Annotated in this window: 18 protein-coding genes; 5 read left to right on the plus strand and 13 right to left on the minus strand. The window is 66.0% G+C overall.

The features are described 5' to 3' along the window. Nucleotides 1-291, plus strand: coding sequence for a WXG100 family type VII secretion target (locus ACZZZN_RS10730; protein ID WP_463505138.1), 291 nt, complete (start codon nucleotides 1-3; stop codon nucleotides 289-291). A 98-nt stretch (nucleotides 292-389) separates the two neighbouring features. On the opposite strand, the gene ACZZZN_RS10735 is transcribed toward ACZZZN_RS10730, so the two are convergent. Further along, the gene (locus tag ACZZZN_RS10735) at nucleotides 390-3,746 is read right to left on the minus strand and encodes a lamin tail domain-containing protein (RefSeq protein WP_463505139.1); all 3,357 of its coding nucleotides are present in this window, start codon (nucleotides 3,744-3,746) and stop codon (nucleotides 390-392) included. A 155-nt stretch (nucleotides 3,747-3,901) separates the two neighbouring features. Here ACZZZN_RS10735 and ACZZZN_RS10740 point away from each other — a divergent pair, with 155 nt between their 5' ends. Both ACZZZN_RS10740 and ACZZZN_RS10745 read left to right on the plus strand, forming a co-directional pair. Continuing rightward, on the plus strand, nucleotides 3,902-4,297 hold the full coding sequence (locus ACZZZN_RS10740; protein WP_463505140.1) for a YccF domain-containing protein: 396 nt from the start codon (nucleotides 3,902-3,904) through the stop codon (nucleotides 4,295-4,297). A gap of 33 nt (nucleotides 4,298-4,330) precedes the next feature. Further along, nucleotides 4,331-4,792: a hemerythrin domain-containing protein gene (locus tag ACZZZN_RS10745; RefSeq protein WP_463505141.1), complete on the plus strand. Its 462-nt coding sequence runs from the start codon at nucleotides 4,331-4,333 to the stop codon at nucleotides 4,790-4,792. 9 nt (nucleotides 4,793-4,801) lie between these two features. Here the strand turns inward: ACZZZN_RS10745 and ACZZZN_RS10750 are convergent, their stop codons facing one another. Further along, entirely contained in the window at nucleotides 4,802-5,788 is a 987-nt protein-coding gene (locus ACZZZN_RS10750) for a glycerophosphodiester phosphodiesterase family protein (RefSeq protein WP_463505142.1), read from the minus strand. An 88-nt stretch (nucleotides 5,789-5,876) separates the two neighbouring features. Between ACZZZN_RS10750 and ACZZZN_RS10755 the strand changes: the two genes are divergently transcribed. Both ACZZZN_RS10755 and ACZZZN_RS10760 read left to right on the plus strand, forming a co-directional pair. Then, nucleotides 5,877-6,806 (plus strand): Bax inhibitor-1/YccA family protein, encoded by a 930-nt coding sequence (locus ACZZZN_RS10755; protein WP_463505143.1) that lies wholly within the window; start codon nucleotides 5,877-5,879, stop codon nucleotides 6,804-6,806. A 180-nt stretch (nucleotides 6,807-6,986) separates the two neighbouring features. Further along, nucleotides 6,987-7,259, plus strand: a complete 273-nt coding sequence (locus tag ACZZZN_RS10760) for a GlsB/YeaQ/YmgE family stress response membrane protein (RefSeq protein WP_463505144.1) — start codon at nucleotides 6,987-6,989, stop codon at nucleotides 7,257-7,259. A gap of 73 nt (nucleotides 7,260-7,332) precedes the next feature. Here the strand turns inward: ACZZZN_RS10760 and ACZZZN_RS10765 are convergent, their stop codons facing one another. The 11 genes from ACZZZN_RS10765 to ACZZZN_RS10815 all read right to left on the minus strand — a co-directional run bounded on the left by ACZZZN_RS10765 (nucleotide 7,333) and on the right by ACZZZN_RS10815 (nucleotide 19,028). Further along, the gene (locus tag ACZZZN_RS10765) at nucleotides 7,333-8,622 is read right to left on the minus strand and encodes an RNA polymerase sigma factor (protein WP_463505145.1); all 1,290 of its coding nucleotides are present in this window, start codon (nucleotides 8,620-8,622) and stop codon (nucleotides 7,333-7,335) included. A 165-nt stretch (nucleotides 8,623-8,787) separates the two neighbouring features. Then, a complete protein-coding gene (locus tag ACZZZN_RS10770; RefSeq protein ID WP_463505146.1) occupies nucleotides 8,788-9,600 on the minus strand; it encodes a shikimate dehydrogenase family protein in 813 nt (270 codons plus the stop codon). Between the two features lie 97 nt (nucleotides 9,601-9,697). Beyond that, nucleotides 9,698-10,438 (minus strand): TSUP family transporter, encoded by a 741-nt coding sequence (locus tag ACZZZN_RS10775; RefSeq protein ID WP_463505147.1) that lies wholly within the window; start codon nucleotides 10,436-10,438, stop codon nucleotides 9,698-9,700. Nucleotides 10,439-10,454: 16 nt separating this feature from the next. Continuing rightward, nucleotides 10,455-11,666, minus strand: coding sequence for a Gfo/Idh/MocA family protein (locus ACZZZN_RS10780; RefSeq protein ID WP_463505148.1), 1,212 nt, complete (start codon nucleotides 11,664-11,666; stop codon nucleotides 10,455-10,457). A 69-nt stretch (nucleotides 11,667-11,735) separates the two neighbouring features. Continuing rightward, the gene (locus ACZZZN_RS10785; protein ID WP_463505149.1) at nucleotides 11,736-12,620 is read right to left on the minus strand and encodes a carbohydrate ABC transporter permease; all 885 of its coding nucleotides are present in this window, start codon (nucleotides 12,618-12,620) and stop codon (nucleotides 11,736-11,738) included. Beyond that, entirely contained in the window at nucleotides 12,617-13,558 is a 942-nt protein-coding gene (locus ACZZZN_RS10790; protein WP_463505150.1) for a carbohydrate ABC transporter permease, read from the minus strand. Before ACZZZN_RS10790 ends, ACZZZN_RS10785 begins: the two co-directional genes overlap by 4 nt. A gap of 51 nt (nucleotides 13,559-13,609) precedes the next feature. After that, nucleotides 13,610-14,884 (minus strand): ABC transporter substrate-binding protein, encoded by a 1,275-nt coding sequence (locus tag ACZZZN_RS10795; RefSeq protein ID WP_463505151.1) that lies wholly within the window; start codon nucleotides 14,882-14,884, stop codon nucleotides 13,610-13,612. 120 nt (nucleotides 14,885-15,004) lie between these two features. Further along, entirely contained in the window at nucleotides 15,005-15,796 is a 792-nt protein-coding gene (locus ACZZZN_RS10800; RefSeq protein ID WP_463505152.1) for an SDR family NAD(P)-dependent oxidoreductase, read from the minus strand. Next, a complete protein-coding gene (locus ACZZZN_RS10805; protein WP_463505153.1) occupies nucleotides 15,793-16,629 on the minus strand; it encodes a sugar phosphate isomerase/epimerase family protein in 837 nt (278 codons plus the stop codon). Before ACZZZN_RS10805 ends, ACZZZN_RS10800 begins: the two co-directional genes overlap by 4 nt. Nucleotides 16,630-16,667: 38 nt before the next feature. Further along, the gene (locus tag ACZZZN_RS10810; RefSeq protein WP_463505154.1) at nucleotides 16,668-18,110 is read right to left on the minus strand and encodes an MFS transporter; all 1,443 of its coding nucleotides are present in this window, start codon (nucleotides 18,108-18,110) and stop codon (nucleotides 16,668-16,670) included. Nucleotides 18,111-18,230: 120 nt separating this feature from the next. Beyond that, complete coding sequence (locus ACZZZN_RS10815) at nucleotides 18,231-19,028, minus strand: IclR family transcriptional regulator (protein ID WP_463505155.1); 798 nt, start codon at nucleotides 19,026-19,028, stop codon at nucleotides 18,231-18,233. Between the last annotated feature and the right edge of the window lie 137 nt (nucleotides 19,029-19,165).

Here is a 19,165-nt window from a genome sequence, read left to right on the forward strand (position 1 = left end):
ATGGATCTCAAGGTCGACCCCGATCGACTCGCCGAGACCGCCGCGAGCGCGGCTGCCTCCGCCGCATCGATCGTGGAGTCCCTCGACTCTCTCGCGGCTACCGGGCAGGACCTGCGCAGCCGTTGGGAGGGTGAGGCTCAGAACGCGTTCACCCGGCGCTCGTCGGCACTCGACTCCCGGTGGCGCCTGCACGCAGGCACGATGCGGCTGTCGGCCGAGCGGACCGCGAGGCTCGCCGACGAGTACCGCAAGGCGGATGCCGACGGCGCGCGCGCCGTGCTCGGCCTCTGAGCGAACGCCGAAGGCGAAGCGACCGCAGAAGACCTGAGTGGATGCAGTGGAGGGGTGCGCGGCCTCCCGCGCACCCCTCCACTGCATTGACCGATCGATCAGAGCGTTCGCCGCCTCCGCCCCGCGATGAGACCGCCGGCGATCAGCATCATGATCGCGGCGACGACCGCCACGACGGGCGCCTCCGTCCCTGTCGCCGCAAGACCGCGCGGCTCCTCGATGGTGATGTCGGCCCAGCCGACCAGCGAACCGTCGGCGGCGTATGCCGCGATGCGGTGCGCACCGAGCGGCGCGTCCGCCGGGATCGTGACCGCCACGGAGCCTGTGACCGAGGCCATGCTCGTGCCGAGCGACACGGGCTCCGAGTACATCCAGACCGCGAGCTGCTCTCCTGCCTGGTCCGTGCCCGTGCTGACGGTCACGCGGTCACCACGCCCAGCCACGGAGGGATTCACCGTGACGCCGTTGCGGTTGTCATCCGTCAGTGCCGAGCCCGGCAGCGGAGCGATGGCCTCGCCGGGGTTCTCGGCGCCGGGGTTCTCCGTTCCAGGGTTTTCCCCACCAGGGTTCTCCCCGCCGGGATTCTCCGTGCCGGGGTTCTCCCCACCAGGGTTCTCCTCACCAGGATTCTCCGTTCCAGGGTCTTCCCCACCAGGATTCTCCGTTCCAGGGTTTTCCCCACCAGGGTTCTCCCCGCCGGGATTCTCCGTGCCGGGGTTCTCCCCACCAGGGTTCTCCGTTCCAGGGTTCTCCGTTCCAGGGTTTTCCCCACCAGGGTTCTCCCCACCAGGGTTCTCCCCACCAGGGTTCTCCCCACCAGGGTTCTCCCCACCAGGGTTCTCGGAATCCGCCACCGGGATCATGCCCGTGCGCAGCGCCTCCGAAGCGAACCCGTCGGCGAACCACCAGACCGGACGCTGACCGTCCACCGCGAGCGAGGCCGGAGCTGTCGCGAAGCCCTCATTGTTGATGTCGGGCATCGACGTGGGTCGCGCGAAGTGCGCGATGCCGGGCTTGTCGGTGCCGTTCAGTGCGATCTGTGCCGACTGCCCGTGGCATCCGTCGTCGCAGACCGCCCACAGAACGCCGAGCACGCTGTCGTAATCGAGCGCCATCACTCCCGCGAGTCCCGGCGCGATCTCCGAGACCAGTGTCGCTGAGCCATCCGCGGCGAGGGCGAACGCGTAGACGTGCCCGTTGTCCTCCACAGCCACGAAGAACAGGCCGTCGCCGTGACCGGCATAGTCGTTCGAGTCGTACGCCGCGCCGGTGTTGACGTCGAAGAGCTCGCCGTCGAGCGCCGTGTCCGGCACCCACTGCACGGCCTCCATGCCGAGGTTCGCCCCGACGGAGGGCAGCAGAGTGGTGAGGTCCCACTCCTGCTGCGCGACGAGGTCGCCGGTCGACTCTTCCGGGTCCACCATGAGGATCGTGTTCTGATTGACCCCCTTCGTACTGTTGTCGCGCTCCGAGGCGACGTAGACCCGGCCCTCAGCGTCCACGGTGATTCCCTCGGTGTCGGGGCCGGCAGCGCCAGGGTTCTCGGCATCCTTCTGGAACCGGACGCGCTTGCCTGCTTCCCAGCCGGAGATCTGAGTGATCGAGCCGTCGGCGTGGACCTCGAGCTTCCAGATGCGTCCCTCGCCGTTGTCGACGGCCCACAGGAATGCGCCGTCCGAGGTCTCCTGCACGTCGAGCCCCGAGCTGTCCTCGAGGAAGGTCGGCGCGCTGTCGAGCACCCGCACGTCCTGCGAGCCCGGCCACGGCGATACGACGAGCTCGCCCTCGCAGATGTTCGTCCCACCCTTGGTGCTCTCCGCGGTCACCGCGAAGGTTCCCGTCACGTCGGGGCAGCGCCCCCATGTGGTCGCCGCGTGCCCCGCGCCCCACGTCGTGGAGTCGACGAGCAGGTCGCCGTCGAACAGACGCACGGAGTCACCGTCGCCCAGGCCGAAGCCCAGATCGGCTCCCTCGATCACCAGGTATCCTCCGACGGGAATCGTGGTGGATTCAGGGATCGTGTACGCGTGCGTGTCGTCATCGTCCTTCACGACGATGCCCGAGACGTCGAGCACGGATGCTGTCGGGTTGACGAGTTCGATCCAGTCACCGGGCGATCCGCCGTCGGACTCGACCTCGTTGATGCGCACGGGGTTGCCGCATGCGTTGCGCAGGCCCTTGGTCGCGACCGCGATGTCGACGAAGTCGCCGCTCCCGTCCGCGCAGCGGGCGAGCACGCCGGCCGCATGCGCCGAGTAGACGTGCTCGTCGACGACGTTGAGGTTCGCGTCCCGCAGCGTCACAGTGTCTCCGTTGCCCAGCCCGAACACGAAGTCCGTCGGCTGATCGAAGACGCGGTATGCGCCGGGCTCGAGCACCGTTCCGGCGGGCAGCGGCGTGGTCTCGGCAGCGTGGGCGACCGGATCGCCGTCCATCACGGTCCACCCGGAGAGATCGACGGGGGTACTGCCCGTGTTCACGACCTCGACCCAGTCGGTCGCGTCGGCGTTCGACTCGATCTCGTTGATCACGACATCGGGCATCACGCACGAGTTCGTCTCGCCGGGCGTCGAGTGCGCGAGCACGAAGGCCCCCACACCATCAGGGCAACGCGCCAGAGTCGCGGCGATGACGTCTCCGTCGATCGCGGCGTGGCCGTTCCACGCGAGCGTGTCGTCGATCATCACACCCGATGCGTCGAAGAGCCGGATGCGGTCGGCGCTGCCGATGCCGATCGGATCACGGAATGCGGTCGTCACGCCGTCGACGAGTCCGATGGATGCCTCATCGACGACGAGGAACTCGCCCGCGGCGATCGCGGTCCCGGGCAGGAACTGCCACCGGTGGTCGTCGGAGTTGTCGCGGATCTCGTAGCCCGAGATGTCGAGAGGAACATCGCCCGCGTTGAAGAACTCGACCCAGTCCGCCGGCTGCGAGTCGACCTCGTTGATCACGATCGAGCCAGCGACGGGGTTGTCTGCGGCGAAGACGTTGGCCGCGCCCTTCGTGGGCTCGGACGTGTCCGCCCACTCCACGATGCCCTCGACCTCACGCGCGCCCCAGGTCTTCGTGGCGTGAGCCGCCCACGACGTCTCGTCGACGAGCACCGCGCTCGCGTCGAACAGGCGCACCTGGTCGTCTTTTCCGAGCCCGAACGCGAAGTCACTCGCCTCGTCGAGCACGAGGTAGGCGCCCGGCTCGATGACCGACCCCGCCGGGAACGTGTACGACTCGTCCTCACCGTTGTCCTTGACGACGAAGCCGCTCAGATCGACGGCGACAGCCGCGGTGTTGACGAACTCGATCCAGTCGCCGGGCACTCCCCCGCTGGACTCGACTTCGTTGATGCGGATGCCGGATTCGGCACCGGTGGCGGCGAGCGGAACAGCGAGCAGGGCGGCAGCGCTGAGTGCGCAGACCGTCGTGACCGCAGCCGCGGAGTGCAGGCGGGACATGGGGCTCCTGAGGGAATCAGACGGGTGTCACCCCACATCACCGACACCGCATGGCCCGGCGACGACTCGCAGGTGCACGGACGGTGAACGGCCGGTGGCCATTCGCCCGGCGCCGGAGAAGGCGGATGCTCAGGCGTCGGTGCGACACTCGAATCGTGCGCACCATCCTCAACATCATCTGGCTGATCTTCGCCGGCTTCGGACTCTTCCTCGGCTACATGCTCGCGGGCATCGTGCTGTGCATCCCGATCGTGACGATCCCGTGGGCCATCGCCTCGTTCCGCATCGCGCGCTACGCGATCTGGCCGTTCGGTCGCGAGATCGTCAGCAAGCCGACGTCGGGCGTCGGATCGTTCCTCGGCAATGTCCTCTGGGTGATCCTCGCGGGCTGGTGGCTGGCGATCGGCCACATCGTCTCGGGCCTTCTGCTCTGTGTCACGATCATCGGGATCCCGATGGGCATCGCCGACTTCAAGATGGTTCCGGTCTCGCTGATGCCCCTCGGCAAAGAGATCGTGTCGCGCAAGGGTGCCTTCGACCGCACCCTCTGACGTCTCACGCAGGCCAGCCCTAGACTGGCCGCGATGGATGCCGACCGCATGATCGCCTGGGACGAGGAGCTCCGACGCGCTCACATCAGGCTCCGCGCGGCTCTCGACGCGACGCGCTCAGCGCTCGACCACGACTCGGACGCCCCCGAGGCGGCGTCCGACCTCGCCCTGTTCTGCATCGGATTCTGCTCCGCCCTCGACGGGCATCACCTCAGCGAGGATCGTGCGCTCTTCCCTGCGCTGCGCGAAGAGCATCCGGAACTGGGCGATGTGATCGACAAACTCATGCAGGATCATTCGATGCTCGCCCACCTGCTCGGCGGGCTGCGAACGGCCGTCGAGAGCGGCGAGAACGCCGAGACGATCGAGCGTCACCTCGACGGCGTCGGGGCGATCATGGAGTCGCACTTCCGCTACGAGGAGCGCGAGATCCTGACGCCGCTGCGCGCGCTGCACCTCGATCGGCCCGTACCGTCGGTGCTCGGCCCGCTCTGAGAACCGGGATCAGTCGCGGAAGAAGCCGACTCCGAGGTCGGGGTGATCGACGAAGACCCCGTCGACCCCTGTGCGGGCGATCACTCCCCACTCGGCCTCGTAGTCGCCGTAGGCTCCCTTGCCGCCCGCGCCGCGGAACTCCGCCGCCAGGAACCGGTTCTCCGGGCGGCACGTCCAGGTGAAGACGGTCAGGCCACGCGCGTGGGCGTCGGCGACGATCGTGTTGCCCCTGGCGAGCAGCATCCGCTTGTCGACGCTGATGCCGTCGACGACTCCTGCCCAGCTGTCGAGGCCGTGGGGAGTGACGGCCTGCGGGTACGTCTGCGCCTTCGCCCCGTGCGCGACGAACAGATCGTAGGGCCGCCCGGAAGTCTCGATCAGATAGACGTAGGACGCCGCGACTCCACGATCCTTGAGCTGCGCGAGCACGGTCGATTCGAACGACTCGACGATCAGCGGCAGCTCTCCGGAGGCCCAGCCCGCCGCACGCAGATCGCGCTCGATCAGCGGCGCGAGGTCGAGGCCGATGCTCGCGAAGTACGTGGCGTGCTTGATCTCGAGCACGACGCCGATCTCGCGTCCGTGCTCGGCCGACGCATCTCGCACGATGTCGAGCACGTCGGTGAGTCGGAGGATCGCCTGAGTCCCGCTGAAGCTCGCGCTCGAGAGCCGCACTTCGGGGAGGCGCTCGCGACTGCGCAGCGTCGTGAGCTCGCGCCAGGTGAAGTCCTCGGTGAACCAGCCGGTGAGCGCCTGCCCGTCGACGCGCTTGGTCGTCTTGCGGTCGGCGAACTCCGGATGCTCGGCGACATCGGTCGTGCCCGAGATCTCGTTCTCGTGGCGGACGATGAGCACGCCGTCCTTCGTGGCGACGACATCGGGTTCGACCGCATCCACTCCCATCGCGAGGGCGAGTTCGTACGAGGAGCGACTGTGTTCCGGACGGTAACCGGGCGCACCGCGGTGCCCGATCACGAGAGGCGATTTCCTGGGCACGCTCTCAGCGTAGAACACCAAGGTGGCACGGCCTTCCGGGTATCGTGGAGGAAAGCGACCTACGACCCCCTTTGGAGTGAGGCCCACCATGAGCAACTTCGCCTTCAACAATCCGGCGTTCCAGCAGCAGGATCCGCGCAACGTCGCGACCTACCCGGGTGCGCCGCAGGGCGCTCAGGGTGCACAGTCCGCCTCGTTCCAGCACGGCACGATGGACGCCGCTGCGAACGCGCAGCTGGAGGGCATGTACGCCGCTCCCCCCGCCGGCGCGATCGAGACCGACCGCATGTCGGTCGAAGACACGGTCTGGAAGACCGCCGGACTCTTCGCCATCCTGCTCGTCACCGCGGCCGTCGGCTGGTTCGTGACGCTCGGCGGCGTCGCCGCACCCGCGCAGAACCCCTACGACCAGTTCCAGCCGAACATGCTGCCGTGGATCGTCGGCGCACTCGGCGGCTTCGTGCTCGCGATGGTCATCTCGTTCACCTCGCGCAAGAAGGTGCGCCCCGCGCTGATCTTCGCCTACGCCGCCTTCGAGGGTCTCTTCATCGGTGGCATCTCGGCGTTCTTCGAGGTGCTCTACCCCGGAATCGTCTTCCAGGCCACACTCGCCACGGTCTCCGTGGTCGGCGTCACGCTCGCCCTCTTCGCCAGCGGCAAGATCCGCGCCTCGAAGAAGGCCACCAAGATCTTCATGATCGCCATGATCGGCTACCTCGTCTTCTCGCTGCTCAACGTCGTCCTGACGTGGACCGGCGTGCTCGGCGAGGGCGCGGCCTTCGGCCTCCTCAGCAAGGTCGAGATCCTCGGCATCCCGCTCGGCCTGATCATCGGTGTCCTCGTGGTCATCATGGCCGCGTACTCGCTGGTGCTCGACTTCGACCAGATCCAGCAGGGCGTGCGCAATGGCGCCCCCCGCAAGTACGGCTGGCTCGGCGCCTTCGGCATCATGGTCACGGTCGTCTGGCTCTACGTCGAGATCCTGCGGATCATCGCCATCGCTCGCGGCAACAACTGACGCGAACCGCTTCGCAACGAGGCCCGTCTCCCTTCGGAGGCGGGCCTCTGTGCGTCTGGGGGCTCCCAATGGCATAGGTGGAGGGCTCAGCGCAAGGGGTTGGCTGATAATCAGCTGGGAGGCCAGAGTGGTTTCTACGAGCCCTGGCACCCCGGGGCTCACGAAACAAAGGAGCTGAACATGGGCTTTCTCGGATTCCTTCTTCTCGGCCTGATCGCAGGCGCGATCGCGAAGCTGATCCTTCCCGGCAAGCAGGGTGGCGGCTGGCTCGTCACACTGCTGCTCGGCGTCGTCGGAGCACTTCTCGGCGGCTGGATCGGATCTGCGGTCTTCGGCGTCGGAGTCGACAGCTTCTTCGAACTGAGCAGCTGGCTTCTCGCCATCGGTGGCTCGATCGTCGTGCTGCTGATCTACGGTCTGATCGTCGGTCGCGGCAGCAAGGCCCGCAGCTGACACACAGCAGAATCGGGAAACGCCCTCTCCCCGGCATCGCCGGAGAGAGGGCGTTTTCTCTGTTCGAGGGCGCTCAGCGCTCTGCGGCTCTGGCTTGCAGCAGGGCGCGCTCCCGGTCGTTGCCGGCCAGCCCGGCGGCGACCGCGAACTCACTCCGCGCCTCCTCGTGTCGCCCCAGACGCGACAGCAGCTCGGCGCGCGTCGCCGGCAGCAGGTGGTAGCCGGCCAGAGCACCGGATGCCGACAGCCGGTCGATGATCTGCAGTGCGGATGCCGGGCCCGTGGCCATCGCCACGGCCGCCGCCCGGTTCAGTTCCACGACCGGTGACGGCGCGATCCGCCCCAGAGCCTCATAGAGCAGAACGATCCGTTCCCAGTCGGTGTCGTCGACGGATGCCGCGAGCGCGTGGCACTCGGCGATGGCCGCCTGCAATCCGTACGGACCACGCCCCGTACCCCGAGCATCCGCCGCAGCGAGCGCGGCACGGCCGCGCGCGATGCGACTGCGATCCCACCGCCGGCGGTCCTGATCGGCGAGGAGCACCGGCTCCCCGCGAGAATCCACACGGGCTGGAAAGCGCGCCGCGGTGAGCTCCATGAGGGCGAGAAGGCTGTGCACGTCGCGCTCGCGTGGCATCAGCGCCACCAGCACACGCGTCAGGCGAATCGCCTCGAGACTCAACTCGGGACGCATCCAGTCGGGGCCGCTGCTGGCCGCATGCCCCTCGTTGAAGATCAGGTACAGCACACCGAGGATCGCCCCCAGGCGCGCTGTGTGCTCGTCACGGGGCGGCATCTCGAAGGGCACCTGTGCCGCCGCGAGGGTCTTCTTCGCGCGCACGATGCGCTGCTGCACGGTCGCCGTCGACACGAGGAACGCCCGCGCGATCTCCTCGCTCGACAGACCGCCCACGACCCTGAGGGTCAGGGCGACCTGCGCCTCGCGCGAAAGCACCGGATGGCACGAGATGAAGATCAGCCTGAGCACGTCGTCGTCCACGGCATCCGGGTCCCACGGCGGCGCATCCGCTGCCTCGACCTGCTCGCGCTCCAGATCATGGGCGATCAGTGCCATGCGGTCGTCCAGCCGCTCTCGGCGGCGCCAGCCGTCGATCGCCTTGCGCTTGGCCACCGCAGTGAGCCAGGCCGCCCCGTTTCGGGGCACACCCTCGACGGGCCACTGCCGCAGAGCATCCAGCAGCGCCTCTTGCGCGAGGTCCTCAGCGAGGCCGAAGTCGCCGACCATCCGGGTGAGCGTCGCGATGATCTTCGCCGACTCGATGCGCCACACGGCGGCGACGGCCCGCCGCACACCCTCGTCGGGTGCGGAGCGGGCCGTCTCGCAGCGTGGAGATTCAGTCATCTCATCTGGGCGACCTTCGATATGCCGATCCTGCTGCACAGAACTTCGCCAATCGTCCGCTTCTGCTGAATGAGGTCCGCGTCAATCATGTTGCTCCCGTGCAGATCCTGGCGCAAGTGTCCGACACTCGAAAGCGGGACCAGGCGAATCGTTTCATCAGAGCCGTCATCCGAAGTCTTCGGCCGTAGCACCTCCATACCCGAAGAAGGCAAGGTACGCCGGAACCATTTCACGCAGCATGTCGCGGCCCCTCTGGATCGTGCACCCTCTCTCACGGGCGGACGCCAGCAACGGAGTGAGACCGGGCTTATTGACCACGTCCGCAACGAACGTCGTACTCTCCACGCCGTGGAGCTCGATCGGCAGAGGATCATTTTCCTGCGCCCCGAGAGAGGTCGCGTTGACGATGAGATCGAAGCCGTGAGGGTCATTCGGCCCGAGGCCGGTCTTCACATCGGGATAGTGCGCTTCCAGACGACGAGACAGTTCCTCTGCAGAGGCACGACGGCGATTCACGAGGTTGAGTTCGCCCACCTGAGAGGCTGCCAGAGATGCGGCGATAGCGGACCCCACTCCGCCGGTGCCGATGATCAGAACTCGTGTGCCGCGGGGATCGAAGCCTTTGCGCGCGAGGGCACGGACGAAGCCGGCACCGTCGAACTGGTCCGCGAGGAGCGAGCCGTCTTCACGCTTGACGACAGCGTTGGTCGCACCAGCGATCGCTGCTGCGGGTGTCACTTCATCGACGAGCTCCATGGTGGTGACCTTGTGCGGCATGGTCACGAGCGCTCCGCGAAGGTTGGTCAAGGAGAAGATGGAGCGGAACAGTTCGGGATAGCCCTCGGCCCGCGCAGACATCGGGATGACGGCCGCATCGTACCCGTTCCGATCGAACCAGGGATTGCAGAGTGAGGACGAGGCGAAAGTGTCCGTGGGGTAGCCCAGGTGGGCTATGAGCTCGGCCCTGCCGCTGATCATCGGGTTCCCTCGCCTACGCGGTGGAGAAAATGGTGAGACATCCGTACCTTCTTTCGTGAGAAATGGTCCGACTCGTGGCGACTACGAGGTCGGCAACCTAGCGGGCTATTGTCGCGATCAGCTCCCAGGCCCCACTGACGGTCAGCCAGACGCCGCCCGCAGCTGCAACGGTCAACATCGCCCATCGCACGGCGGGCGCGGGAATGCGCCGCGCCCCCAGCGAACCCACGAGCAGCCCGAGTACGCAGCCTCCGACGGCCCACCACACGTTCGACAGGTCGGCATCGACAGGTCCGAGCAGGATGAGCGCGACGAGATTCAGTGGGAGGAAGAATGCTTGCATCGTGCCGCGAGTCACATCCGGTGGCCAGTTCCTCTGCGCAGCCAACAGAGTCACCGGTGGCCCACTGACTGCGGCGACGATCGTGAACACCCCACTGACGGCGCCCACGAGCACCACTCCCCCCGCGGTATCGATGACTTTCATGGTGCGACCTCGGACCACGAGCAGGGTGGCCACGACGATCACTGCACCGGCGATGATCATGAGCACCGGGCCATGCATGATGTCCACGATGAGGACGGTGGGAACGATGATGAGCGCAGCCGGCGCCAGCAGCAAGAGGGAGTCTCTCCAACGGACATGACGGACGGTGATCGCGAGAAGGTAGGCGTTCAGCGCCAGAGAGAGCACGAGCACGGCGCGGACTCCGACGTCATGGCCGAGCATCAGCAGCAGGAATGGCGCGCAGACGAGGGCGAATCCGGTGCCCGTGATGATCTGCACTGTGGCCCCCACCGCCACCGCCAGAAGGACGCCCGCATTGAGCCAATCCATCAGGCGACGCTCGTCATCAGATTGTCGTGGGCGAGTCGTCTGACTCATCGGTCGCGGACAGCTCGACGTCGTCGTACAGTCCGGCAGCGACGTCGGCGAATCGCACGGGTCTGTGCAATGTGGACGCGACGTAGATCGATCGGATCACCGCCATCGCGTCGAAGGCGTGCTGGATCGTGACCGCGGGTTGCGTGCCCGAGGCGATGGCATCGACGACATCGAGGTACTGCAGATGGTGGCTTGTCGGGTCGAGGCTGTATTGCCCGGCGGGCGCCGATGGAAGGTCGAAGCCGAGACGGTAGGACCGCACCCCTCGGTCGGTGAGCACTCTCTGCGCGGTATTGCCCTCGGCTGAGGTGAGACCCATCGGTCCGATGTCGAGTCCTGGCGTCTGCGCGGCATGGAAGTAGGTGAGCAGGTCATCCTCGATGATCGCGGAGCCCAGCGACCCCATCAGATGGATTCGCGTGGAAAGGCCCGGGTAGGCCGCGGTCGTCGCGTGCACCGCGGCGAGTGCGCCTGACTCGAATCGAATCGCTGCGACGACCGAGTCCTCCACTTCGATTCCGCTATGGGCCAGCAAGGCCATCTGCCCCGATACCTCCACGGGTCGCCCGAGGAATGACAGCAGAAGGTCGACGTTATGCACGCCCTGGTTCATGAGGGCACCGCCACCGTCGAGCGCCCACGTCCCCCGCCAATCAGCGGAGTCGTAGTAGCTCTGCGGCCGCCACCACGCTGTCGACGCGATGGCCGTCGTCACACGTCCGAACGCGTCGGACTTCACGGCATCCGCGACGAGCATCGTCGCGGCGTCGAATCGGTGCTGGCTGATCACGGTGGCGACGAGACCCTCATCGGCGGCTGCGGCGGCACGGTCCGCCAACACACGCGCTCGACGCAGATCCACATCGAGAGGCTTCTCCAGGATGACGTGTCGACCTGCGTCGAGAGCCATCGTCGCTTGAGAAACGTGCATTCCGCTGGGCGTCGTGATCACGACGAGGTCGACATCCGACGAAGTCAGGGCCGCTTCCAGCGTCGAGTATTCACGAGGCCGACGGAATCCGGCCTTCTCGAGTCGTGTGGCGACACGATCGGTGGCTTCTGCAAATGGATCGACGATCGCGACGACGTCGAGTTCGTCGATGCCGGATGTGATCGCCGCGTGAACGGTTCCCATCGCACCGGCTCCCACGAGCGCGACACCGAGGGTCGCATGGCTCAAGACGGTCCTCCTCATTTCGGTCTCCGGCTGGCCGGAGAGGCGGCGTCGGCACTGGAGCCGACCCCGGATTCACCCCTTGACGCCGCCGGAGGTGAGACCGGCGATGAACCACCGCTGGAAGGCGGCGAAGACGATCAGGACCGGGGCGAACGCCACGAGCACGAAGGCGGAGAAGAGACCCCAGAAGTTGCCGAAACCGGTCTGGATGTAGCGGACGATGCCGTTCTGAACGGTCTTCATGTCTTCCGTGGTCGCGAGGACGGTTCCTACGAGGAAGTCGTTCCAGACGAACACGAAGATGAAGATGGCGATCGCCGCGATTCCGGGGCGGATCAGTGGGATCACGATCCGCCACAGGATCTGCATCCGAGAGCAGCCGTCGATGGCGGCGGCCTCTTCGATCTCGACCGGGATGTTCTCGATGAAGTTGCGCAGGAACAGGATGGTCTGCCCGCAGATGATCGCCGTGTAGACGACGATCAGCATCGGGTAGGTGTTGATCAGTGCGGTCTTCACGAACATCGAGTACAGCGCGATGAAGACGACGATCGCGGGGACCATCGACAGGACCAGGATGCCTGTCATCAGGGTCTCCATGCGTCGGCTCCGGAATCGGGTCGCGACGTATGCGGCGGGGATGCAGATCGCCAGCGCGAGAACGATGGACCCGCCGGCGTAGATGAGCGAGTTGATGAAGAAGCGGACGTTGGTCGTGGTGTAGATACCGATGAACGAATCGAAGGTGATCGGGTTCGGGATCCACTGCGGGGGGAAGGCGATCGTGTCCGCGTCGGGCTTGAGGGCGGTGGACAGAATCCATGCGACCGGCGGCAGCACGATTGCCGCCGAGAGGGCGATGTAGATCCAGGCCGGCACGGCCCTGAGCCAGTTGACTCGCTGCCTCCGGCGTCTGGGAGCGCCTGCAGTCACGATGCGTTCTGTTGCGGAGGTCACAGTGCTTCCTTTCGGCGGAAACGGATGGCGACGAGTGTGAGCGCGGTGTTGACCGCGAACAGCAGGATCGCTGTCGCCGATGCACCCGACAGATCGAAGTCGAGAAACGTCTGGTTGTAGACACGCATGGACAGCGTCTCGGTGGCCCCGAGGGGCCCTCCCCGCGTGGTGACGAGGATGATGGTGACCATCTGCACGTACAGCATGAGCAGCACCACCACCACCGAGACGATGGTGTTGCGCAGGTACGGCAGCGTGATGTTGATGAATCCGTGCCAGATGCCGCCGCCGTCCATCTTGAGGCTTTCGCGAAGCTCTTCCGGGATGGTCTGCAGTGCGCCGAGGAACAGCAGCATGGCCTGCGGATACGACCACCATGCGGTGATCAGGGTCACCGCGACGAGGGCCGCGGTGGGTGACGAGAACGCGTCGGTGGGACCGAACCCGAGCGATGTGGTGATGTACGACGCCGGACCGTAGTTCGGGTTCAAGAACCACAGCCAGATGACGCCGGCGATCGCCTGCGACATGAGCCACGGGAGAAGGAACAGGCTGCGCACTGTCCGCTTGAATCGGTGCAGGTCGTTGAGCACGATGGCTGAGATCAGTCCCATGGGCAGTGCGATCACGAGCGCGCCCAGGGAGAAGGCGAGAGTGGTGCCGATCTGCGCGGGAAGGCTCGGATCGGTGAAGAGCTGCACGAAGGAGTTCAGCCCCGAGTACTCGCCGATGTTGTAGTAAGTCGTCTCATGCAGTGCGGTCCACACCGTGTAGACGAGTGGGCCGATGAAGACGAATGTGAAGACCAGCAGGACGGGGACCGTGTACAGCCACACGCGCCAGTCGGTGCGGCGGCGGCGCGTGTTGCCGGGCTCCGTGCCGTCGGCCGCTTTGCGGATGCCGGAGGGAACTCCGACGGCGCCAGCAGAGAGAGTCATGATGTTCCGATCCCCGGGGAGCCCTCTCGGGCTCCCCGGATTCGTGTCGGCTTAGTTGTTCGCGGCGTCCTGCGCCGCGGTGATGAACTCGCTGCCCGACAGTCCGTTCAGGTACAACGCCTGTCCCGCCTGCGAGAGACCGGTCGCGAGAGTGATCCAGTTGTCCTCGTAGACGTGCGGTTCGCTGTTGCTCTCGACGTACTCCGCGATCGAGTTGACCGTGTCGGCCTCAGGCGTGGAGAAGTACGCGTCGTCGTAGCTGGATGAGCGGGTGGGAACCTCTCCGCCGCCCGCCAGGCCGGCAGCGGCGTCAGCACCCGTCATGAACTCGATGAACTTCCACGCGGCATCGACCTTCTCGCTTCCGGCGCCGATGCCCATCGTCCACCCGAAGGTAGCGCCCGTCTGGTCGCCGGTCGAGGCGGTCGGGAGGTCGCTCCACTTGATGTCAGGGTTGGTCGCGCTGTAGGTGACGATGCGCTCCGTACCGAGGACGGCCATCGCGACAGTCCCGTTCGCGAGCCCATCGGTCACGCTGGAGTACGTGTCCGACACCACGCTGCTGCCGAGAGCGTTCACATCCCGGAGGTCAGCGAGGAAGTCGCCGAACTCGGTCGCCTTGTCGCCGGCGTAGTCCGCCTCCCCGTCCTCGTTCCAGATGTCCTGTCCGACCTGGCTCATGAAGCAATCGAAGAACGTCGCGATGATCGCGGAGTTGTCCGTGTCGGAGAACCCTGTGCCGAATCCGGTGTACCCGGCCGCGGCCGCCTTGCCTGCGACGTCGATGACCTCGTCATACGTGGTCGGCGCGGTCGCACCGACCTCATCGAGGATCTTCTGGTTGTAGTACAGCGCGCAGGTCCGGTACTCGTACGGGACAGCGACCTGTTGGCCATCAGGGCCGGAGAGCGTATCCGCGGGTCGCAGCCAGTCGTCCACCGCGAGGGCAGCCTCAGGCAACGGAGTGTATGCACCGGCGGCAGCCATCTGCGGCACCTGCGGAGTGAACATCTTGAACACGTCCGGCGCCTGGCCCGCGGCCGCCGACTGAGGAAGTCGGCTGATCATGTCACCCAGGGCTACGACGGACAGGTCGATCGTGATGTCGGGATTGGCTTCTTCGAATGCAGCGATGTTGTCCCGCAGTGCATTCGACCGGGGGTTGTCCTGGCTCGGATCCAGGAAGTCCCAGTACGTGAGGGTAACCGGGCCGCTGCCACCGTCGGCCTCTCCGCCACCGGAATCATCCGCTGGAGCGCAGGCGGACAGCAGCAGACTCGCCGCCGCCGCAGCTCCCAGAGCTATGCTCCACCGCTTCTTGATCATGTCCTTCTCTCCTTTGAGATCTGTTCGCCTCGTTCGGCTGCTGTGTGCCCGGGAAAGCGAGTGCCCGTGTCTGTGTGAGTGCGGCCGGAGCGCGTCGCTGCGCTCGGGCCGCCTCTGTACCTATGACTTCGAACTGGGTCGGCCGGGGATGTGGCTGAGTATGGACTTGGAGAACCCTCCGTCGACGCAGATGTCCTGGCCGGTGACGTAGCCGGCGAGCGGACTGATGAGGAACTCGATGACGTTGGCGATGTCGATCGGCTGCCCGATTCGCGACAACGGAATGATCGCTTCGCGACCCTCTGTGATTGCTGGATCACGGTAGAGATCGGTGTTCATCCCCGTTCGAGTCATCCCGGGTGAGACCACGTTGACGCGGATTCCGTCAGGCGCCCACTCCAAGGCGAGAGTCTGCGCGAGCGAGGTCAGGCCGGCCTTCGTGGGACTGTATGCCCCGGACCCCGCATGGGGCATCTGGCCCGACATCGAGGAGGTGAACACCGCCGCCCCTTCGCTGTCTCGCAGATGCGGGTAGCTGGCCTTGGCCAGAAGCCAGGCTCCGCGAAGGTTGACGGAGAACATGTGATCCCAGTCCTGCAGCGTCACATCTTTCAGAGCGCCGGGCTTGGCGATGCCGGCATTCGCCACCAGTGCGTCCAGGCCGCCGAACTCGTCGACCGCATCCTCGACCAGCTTGGTCGGCACCTCCGGATCGCTCAGATCGCCCACCAGAGAGATGGCGGTACCGCCCGCAGCGCGGACAGCTTCGACGAGTTCTTCGTGCTGCGGACCCGAAGTGTGCCCGCACACCGCGATGAAGGCTTCCTCTCCTCGAGCGAGGGCCGCTTCGGCGATCCTCACACTCGCAGCGGCGCCGATCCCGCTGCTACCGCCGCTGACCAGAGCTCTCATCGCACGACCTCCTCGGTACGGTTGCTCTCGACGCTCCACCCTGCGGAACGAAGGTCTCGCAGCGCAGTGGCGAACTCCTCGAGGGTGTTCTCATCGCGGATCACTTCGAGCACGACGTTGTCGACTCCGAGCGTCGCGTCGACGGCCGCACCCAGCGCCGGCCAATCGATCACGCCGGTGCCGATCGGGTCATGGCCCCAGGAGTCCGTGCCGGTGTCTGAGATGTGGATGAGGGGGATCAGGTCGCGGTACTCCAAGAGCGCCGCGACCGGATCTTCGCCGATGTACGCAGCATTGGCCACGTCGTACACGATCTTCAGTGAGTCGTCGTTCACCGTACGTACGACGTGTGCGAGGGTCTCGATGGTCGGAGTGAAGCAGTACGGTGTCTGCTCGAAGAGGAGTCGAGTCCCGGCTTCCTTCGCTCGAGGGATCAGAGTGTCCAGACTCTCGTACAGCCATTCGTGCACCTGCTCGAGGCTCGGAGAGATCATCGGGCGTCGCGTGCCGGGAGAGATGATGATCTCCTCGACGTTCCACTCGGCCGCCAGGTCGATGACGGAGCTGATGTGCTCGATGCTCTTGAGGCGCATGCTCGCGGCGGGGCTGGCGAGGTTGAGGTCGTATCCTCCTGCGTTGAGCGAACGGACCCGAGCGCCGAAGCCGTCGAGCTTCGCGCGAATGTCCGATCGCTGGGTGCTCGAGATCTCCGCGGGCCAGCAGTGCGGAGAGCTGACCGGGATCTCGAACGCCGTGTACCCGTTGTCGACCAGCTCTGTGATCGCCTCGAGGGCCGACGCCTTCCAGAGATAGGAGAAAGTGTTGATGATCATTCGAGTGTCCTTTCTGTCCTGTGGAGTGAACTCATCGCTCAGAAGTCGCGTACTTCGCGGTCAGCGCGGGAGCGTGTGTCTGCGGGGCGAGGCGAGCCGGATTCCGTGATCGCCGGGTCTTCGAGGATGGCCGCGATGCTGTCGGTCGCGGACACGGTCGCCTGCGGTGCGCGGCTTCCGGTCTCCGGGAGTGTGAAGTAGACGATGAGGCACAGGGCCACGACGACGATCATGTAGATCGCGACCCCCATGGGATGACCGGCCCCGACGAAGGCTGCCGCGATGAGCGGTGCTGTGCCGCCGAACACGGCGATCACGATCTGGTGGGCGAAACCGATTCCGGAGACCCGGACGGCGGCAGGGAAGAGCTCCGCCTGAATGGTCGGATAGACGGACTGCCAGATGCCGAGGACCACCCAGCCGGAGGCGGCGACGAGCACATACACACCGAAGCCGGGTGTCTGCAGGAGCAGCAGGAGCGGGAAGAAGAGGACGATCATGCCGATCGCTCCGGCGATGGGGAAGATCTTGCGGCGGCCGAGTCGGTCGGACAGGTAGCCGCAGACAGGCACGACGATCACGAGCAGGGCGAGGCCGATGACACTGCCCGCCAGAGTGGAAGACAGGTCGCGCCCCGACGTGAGGTTCGCGTAGGTCGGCAGGAAGGTCGCCCAGGTGTAGTAGGCCACTGCGGGAGCCGAGAGAGCCGCGGTCTGCAGGATGGCCTTCGGGTGGTTGCGGAGCAACTCCAGGAGCTTCTTGGGCGCAGACTTCTGCTCGACGAGCGCACTCGCTTCGAACTCCGGAGACTCGTCCGAGCGCGCCCGGAGGATGAGACCGACCACACCGAGGAGGCCACCGACGATGAACGGGATCCTCCATCCCCACGATTCGAGTGCGTCGGGAGCGAAGGCGGACGTCACAATGGCGGCAGCCCCCGTAGCGGTGAGGGTTGCCAGGCCGCTGGCCATGTTGGTGAAGGAACCGAACAGGCCGCGACGATTGGCGGGTGCGTGTTCGACCATGAACGCGATGGCGCTCTGTCCCTCGGTGCCGGCGGAGATGCCCTGGAGGATGCGCGCGACCACGAACATGATCGGAGCCAGGTAGCCGACGACGGCGAAGGGCGGAGTGAGCCCGATGATCAGAGCGCCGAGAGCCATGCCCGAGACCGCGAGCGACAGGATGCGGCGCCGACCGTACTTGTCTGCGAGCGGGGAGAGGATGATGCCGCTGAGCGGGCGAACGATGAACCCGATGGCGTACGTCAGGAAAGCGGCCATCAGCGATGCGAACGGCGAGTCGGAGGGGAAGATCTGCGAAGAGAAGACGGCCGCGAGGAGGCCATAGACGTACCAGTCGTACCACTCGACGAAGTGGCCGACGGTTCCAGCCAGCAGGTTGCGAGTGCGTCCCTTCCGGACGGGCGTCTCAGTCACGTCGTCAGTGGATGCGTTGACGGTGTGGGGGGAAGTTGTCATTCGGCTCCTCCTCGGAAGACGCGTCGGCGATTTACCAGGAGCCGACGTTGGACACAGTTGGTAGCGGTCGATCGAGGTCCGATCAACCGAAGTGCGGTGAGTTTCAGCGGTGAGCCGGGGCTACGCGGACAGTTCCTCGCTTGCCACGAGATATGCGTAGCTCGGCCAGCTCTTGGCAACCTCCGCCGCCGCGTCGAGCAGCAGTGGGGACAGCTCGGCCATCCGTGCACGTGTCATCCGAACAGACGGACCCGCGATGCTGATGGTGCCGGTCGCTTCCCTGCCCGGTCCGGCGCCATAGATGGGTGCCGCCACCGCGTTGATGCCGAGGTCCATCTCCTCGAACGTCGTGGCATATCCGCGATGCCGGACTTCGTCGAGTTCGACGAGAAGCGCAGGTCGATCCAGTGGCGACCGGGAGGTGACGCTCAGCCGGTCCTCGTGGTCGAGCACGGTGTCGATACGTTCCGATGAGAGCGTCGCCAGCCAGGCCTTGCCGGACGCGGTTGCGTGAGGAACGACGTCCTGACCCATCACCGGGTCGAGACGGAGCGACGAGTTCGAGCCCTGGGCCTTGGCGATCCACTGCAGCGAGTCGTTCGTCGCGACAGCCAGGCGGACGAGCTCTTCACTGTCAGCGGCAAGAGAGTCCAACGACCGCTGCGCCCACGTGCCTACGCCCGACGAGGAGAGTTGTCGCAGCCCGAGAGCACCGAGGCTGTGTGTCGCCACATAACTCGACGTGCGGGCATCCTGGCTGACGTACCCCACGTTCGTCAGCGCGGCGAGAAGGCGGTGCGCGATGGCCTTGTTGATACCCAGGCGCTCGGCGATCTCGCTGACGCGTCGACCTTCGGGCCGCGACGCCAGGAGCTCGAGCGCATGCATCGCGTTGGCGACGTCTTCCGCAAGTGCCATGTTGGATTCCTCATCATCGTGGGATCGGTAACAGCGTTTCAGTAACGCCGTTACCGACCTTGGCACGAAGATTTCACCTCTGTCAAGTGTGAGACGGGAATCCGGCGGAGTCCGTCGAGGCGTGACGCGCTGCTCGG

Source organism: Microbacterium sp. AC145 (assembly GCF_979258505.1).

What these genes read in the sequence shown, in the direction of transcription:
- ACZZZN_RS10765 (WP_463505145.1), bottom strand. Translation starts at nt 8,622, where the DNA reads ATGACTGAATCTCCACGCTGCGAGACGGCCCGCTCCGCACCCGACGAG.
- ACZZZN_RS10815 (WP_463505155.1), bottom strand. Translation starts at nt 19,028, where the DNA reads ATGGCACTTGCGGAAGACGTCGCCAACGCGATGCATGCGCTCGAGCTC.
- ACZZZN_RS10755 (WP_463505143.1), top strand. Translation starts at nt 5,877, where the DNA reads ATGAGCAACTTCGCCTTCAACAATCCGGCGTTCCAGCAGCAGGATCCG.
- ACZZZN_RS10790 (WP_463505150.1), bottom strand. Translation starts at nt 13,558, where the DNA reads ATGACTCTCTCTGCTGGCGCCGTCGGAGTTCCCTCCGGCATCCGCAAA.
- ACZZZN_RS10770 (WP_463505146.1), bottom strand. Translation starts at nt 9,600, where the DNA reads ATGATCAGCGGCAGGGCCGAGCTCATAGCCCACCTGGGCTACCCCACG.
- ACZZZN_RS10775 (WP_463505147.1), bottom strand. Translation starts at nt 10,438, where the DNA reads ATGGATTGGCTCAATGCGGGCGTCCTTCTGGCGGTGGCGGTGGGGGCC.
- ACZZZN_RS10800 (WP_463505152.1), bottom strand. Translation starts at nt 15,796, where the DNA reads ATGAGAGCTCTGGTCAGCGGCGGTAGCAGCGGGATCGGCGCCGCTGCG.
- ACZZZN_RS10735 (WP_463505139.1), bottom strand. Translation starts at nt 3,746, where the DNA reads ATGTCCCGCCTGCACTCCGCGGCTGCGGTCACGACGGTCTGCGCACTC.
- ACZZZN_RS10810 (WP_463505154.1), bottom strand. Translation starts at nt 18,110, where the DNA reads ATGACAACTTCCCCCCACACCGTCAACGCATCCACTGACGACGTGACT.
- ACZZZN_RS10795 (WP_463505151.1), bottom strand. Translation starts at nt 14,884, where the DNA reads ATGATCAAGAAGCGGTGGAGCATAGCTCTGGGAGCTGCGGCGGCGGCG.
- ACZZZN_RS10760 (WP_463505144.1), top strand. Translation starts at nt 6,987, where the DNA reads ATGGGCTTTCTCGGATTCCTTCTTCTCGGCCTGATCGCAGGCGCGATC.
- ACZZZN_RS10745 (WP_463505141.1), top strand. Translation starts at nt 4,331, where the DNA reads ATGGATGCCGACCGCATGATCGCCTGGGACGAGGAGCTCCGACGCGCT.
- ACZZZN_RS10805 (WP_463505153.1), bottom strand. Translation starts at nt 16,629, where the DNA reads ATGATCATCAACACTTTCTCCTATCTCTGGAAGGCGTCGGCCCTCGAG.
- ACZZZN_RS10730 (WP_463505138.1), top strand. Translation starts at nt 1, where the DNA reads ATGGATCTCAAGGTCGACCCCGATCGACTCGCCGAGACCGCCGCGAGC.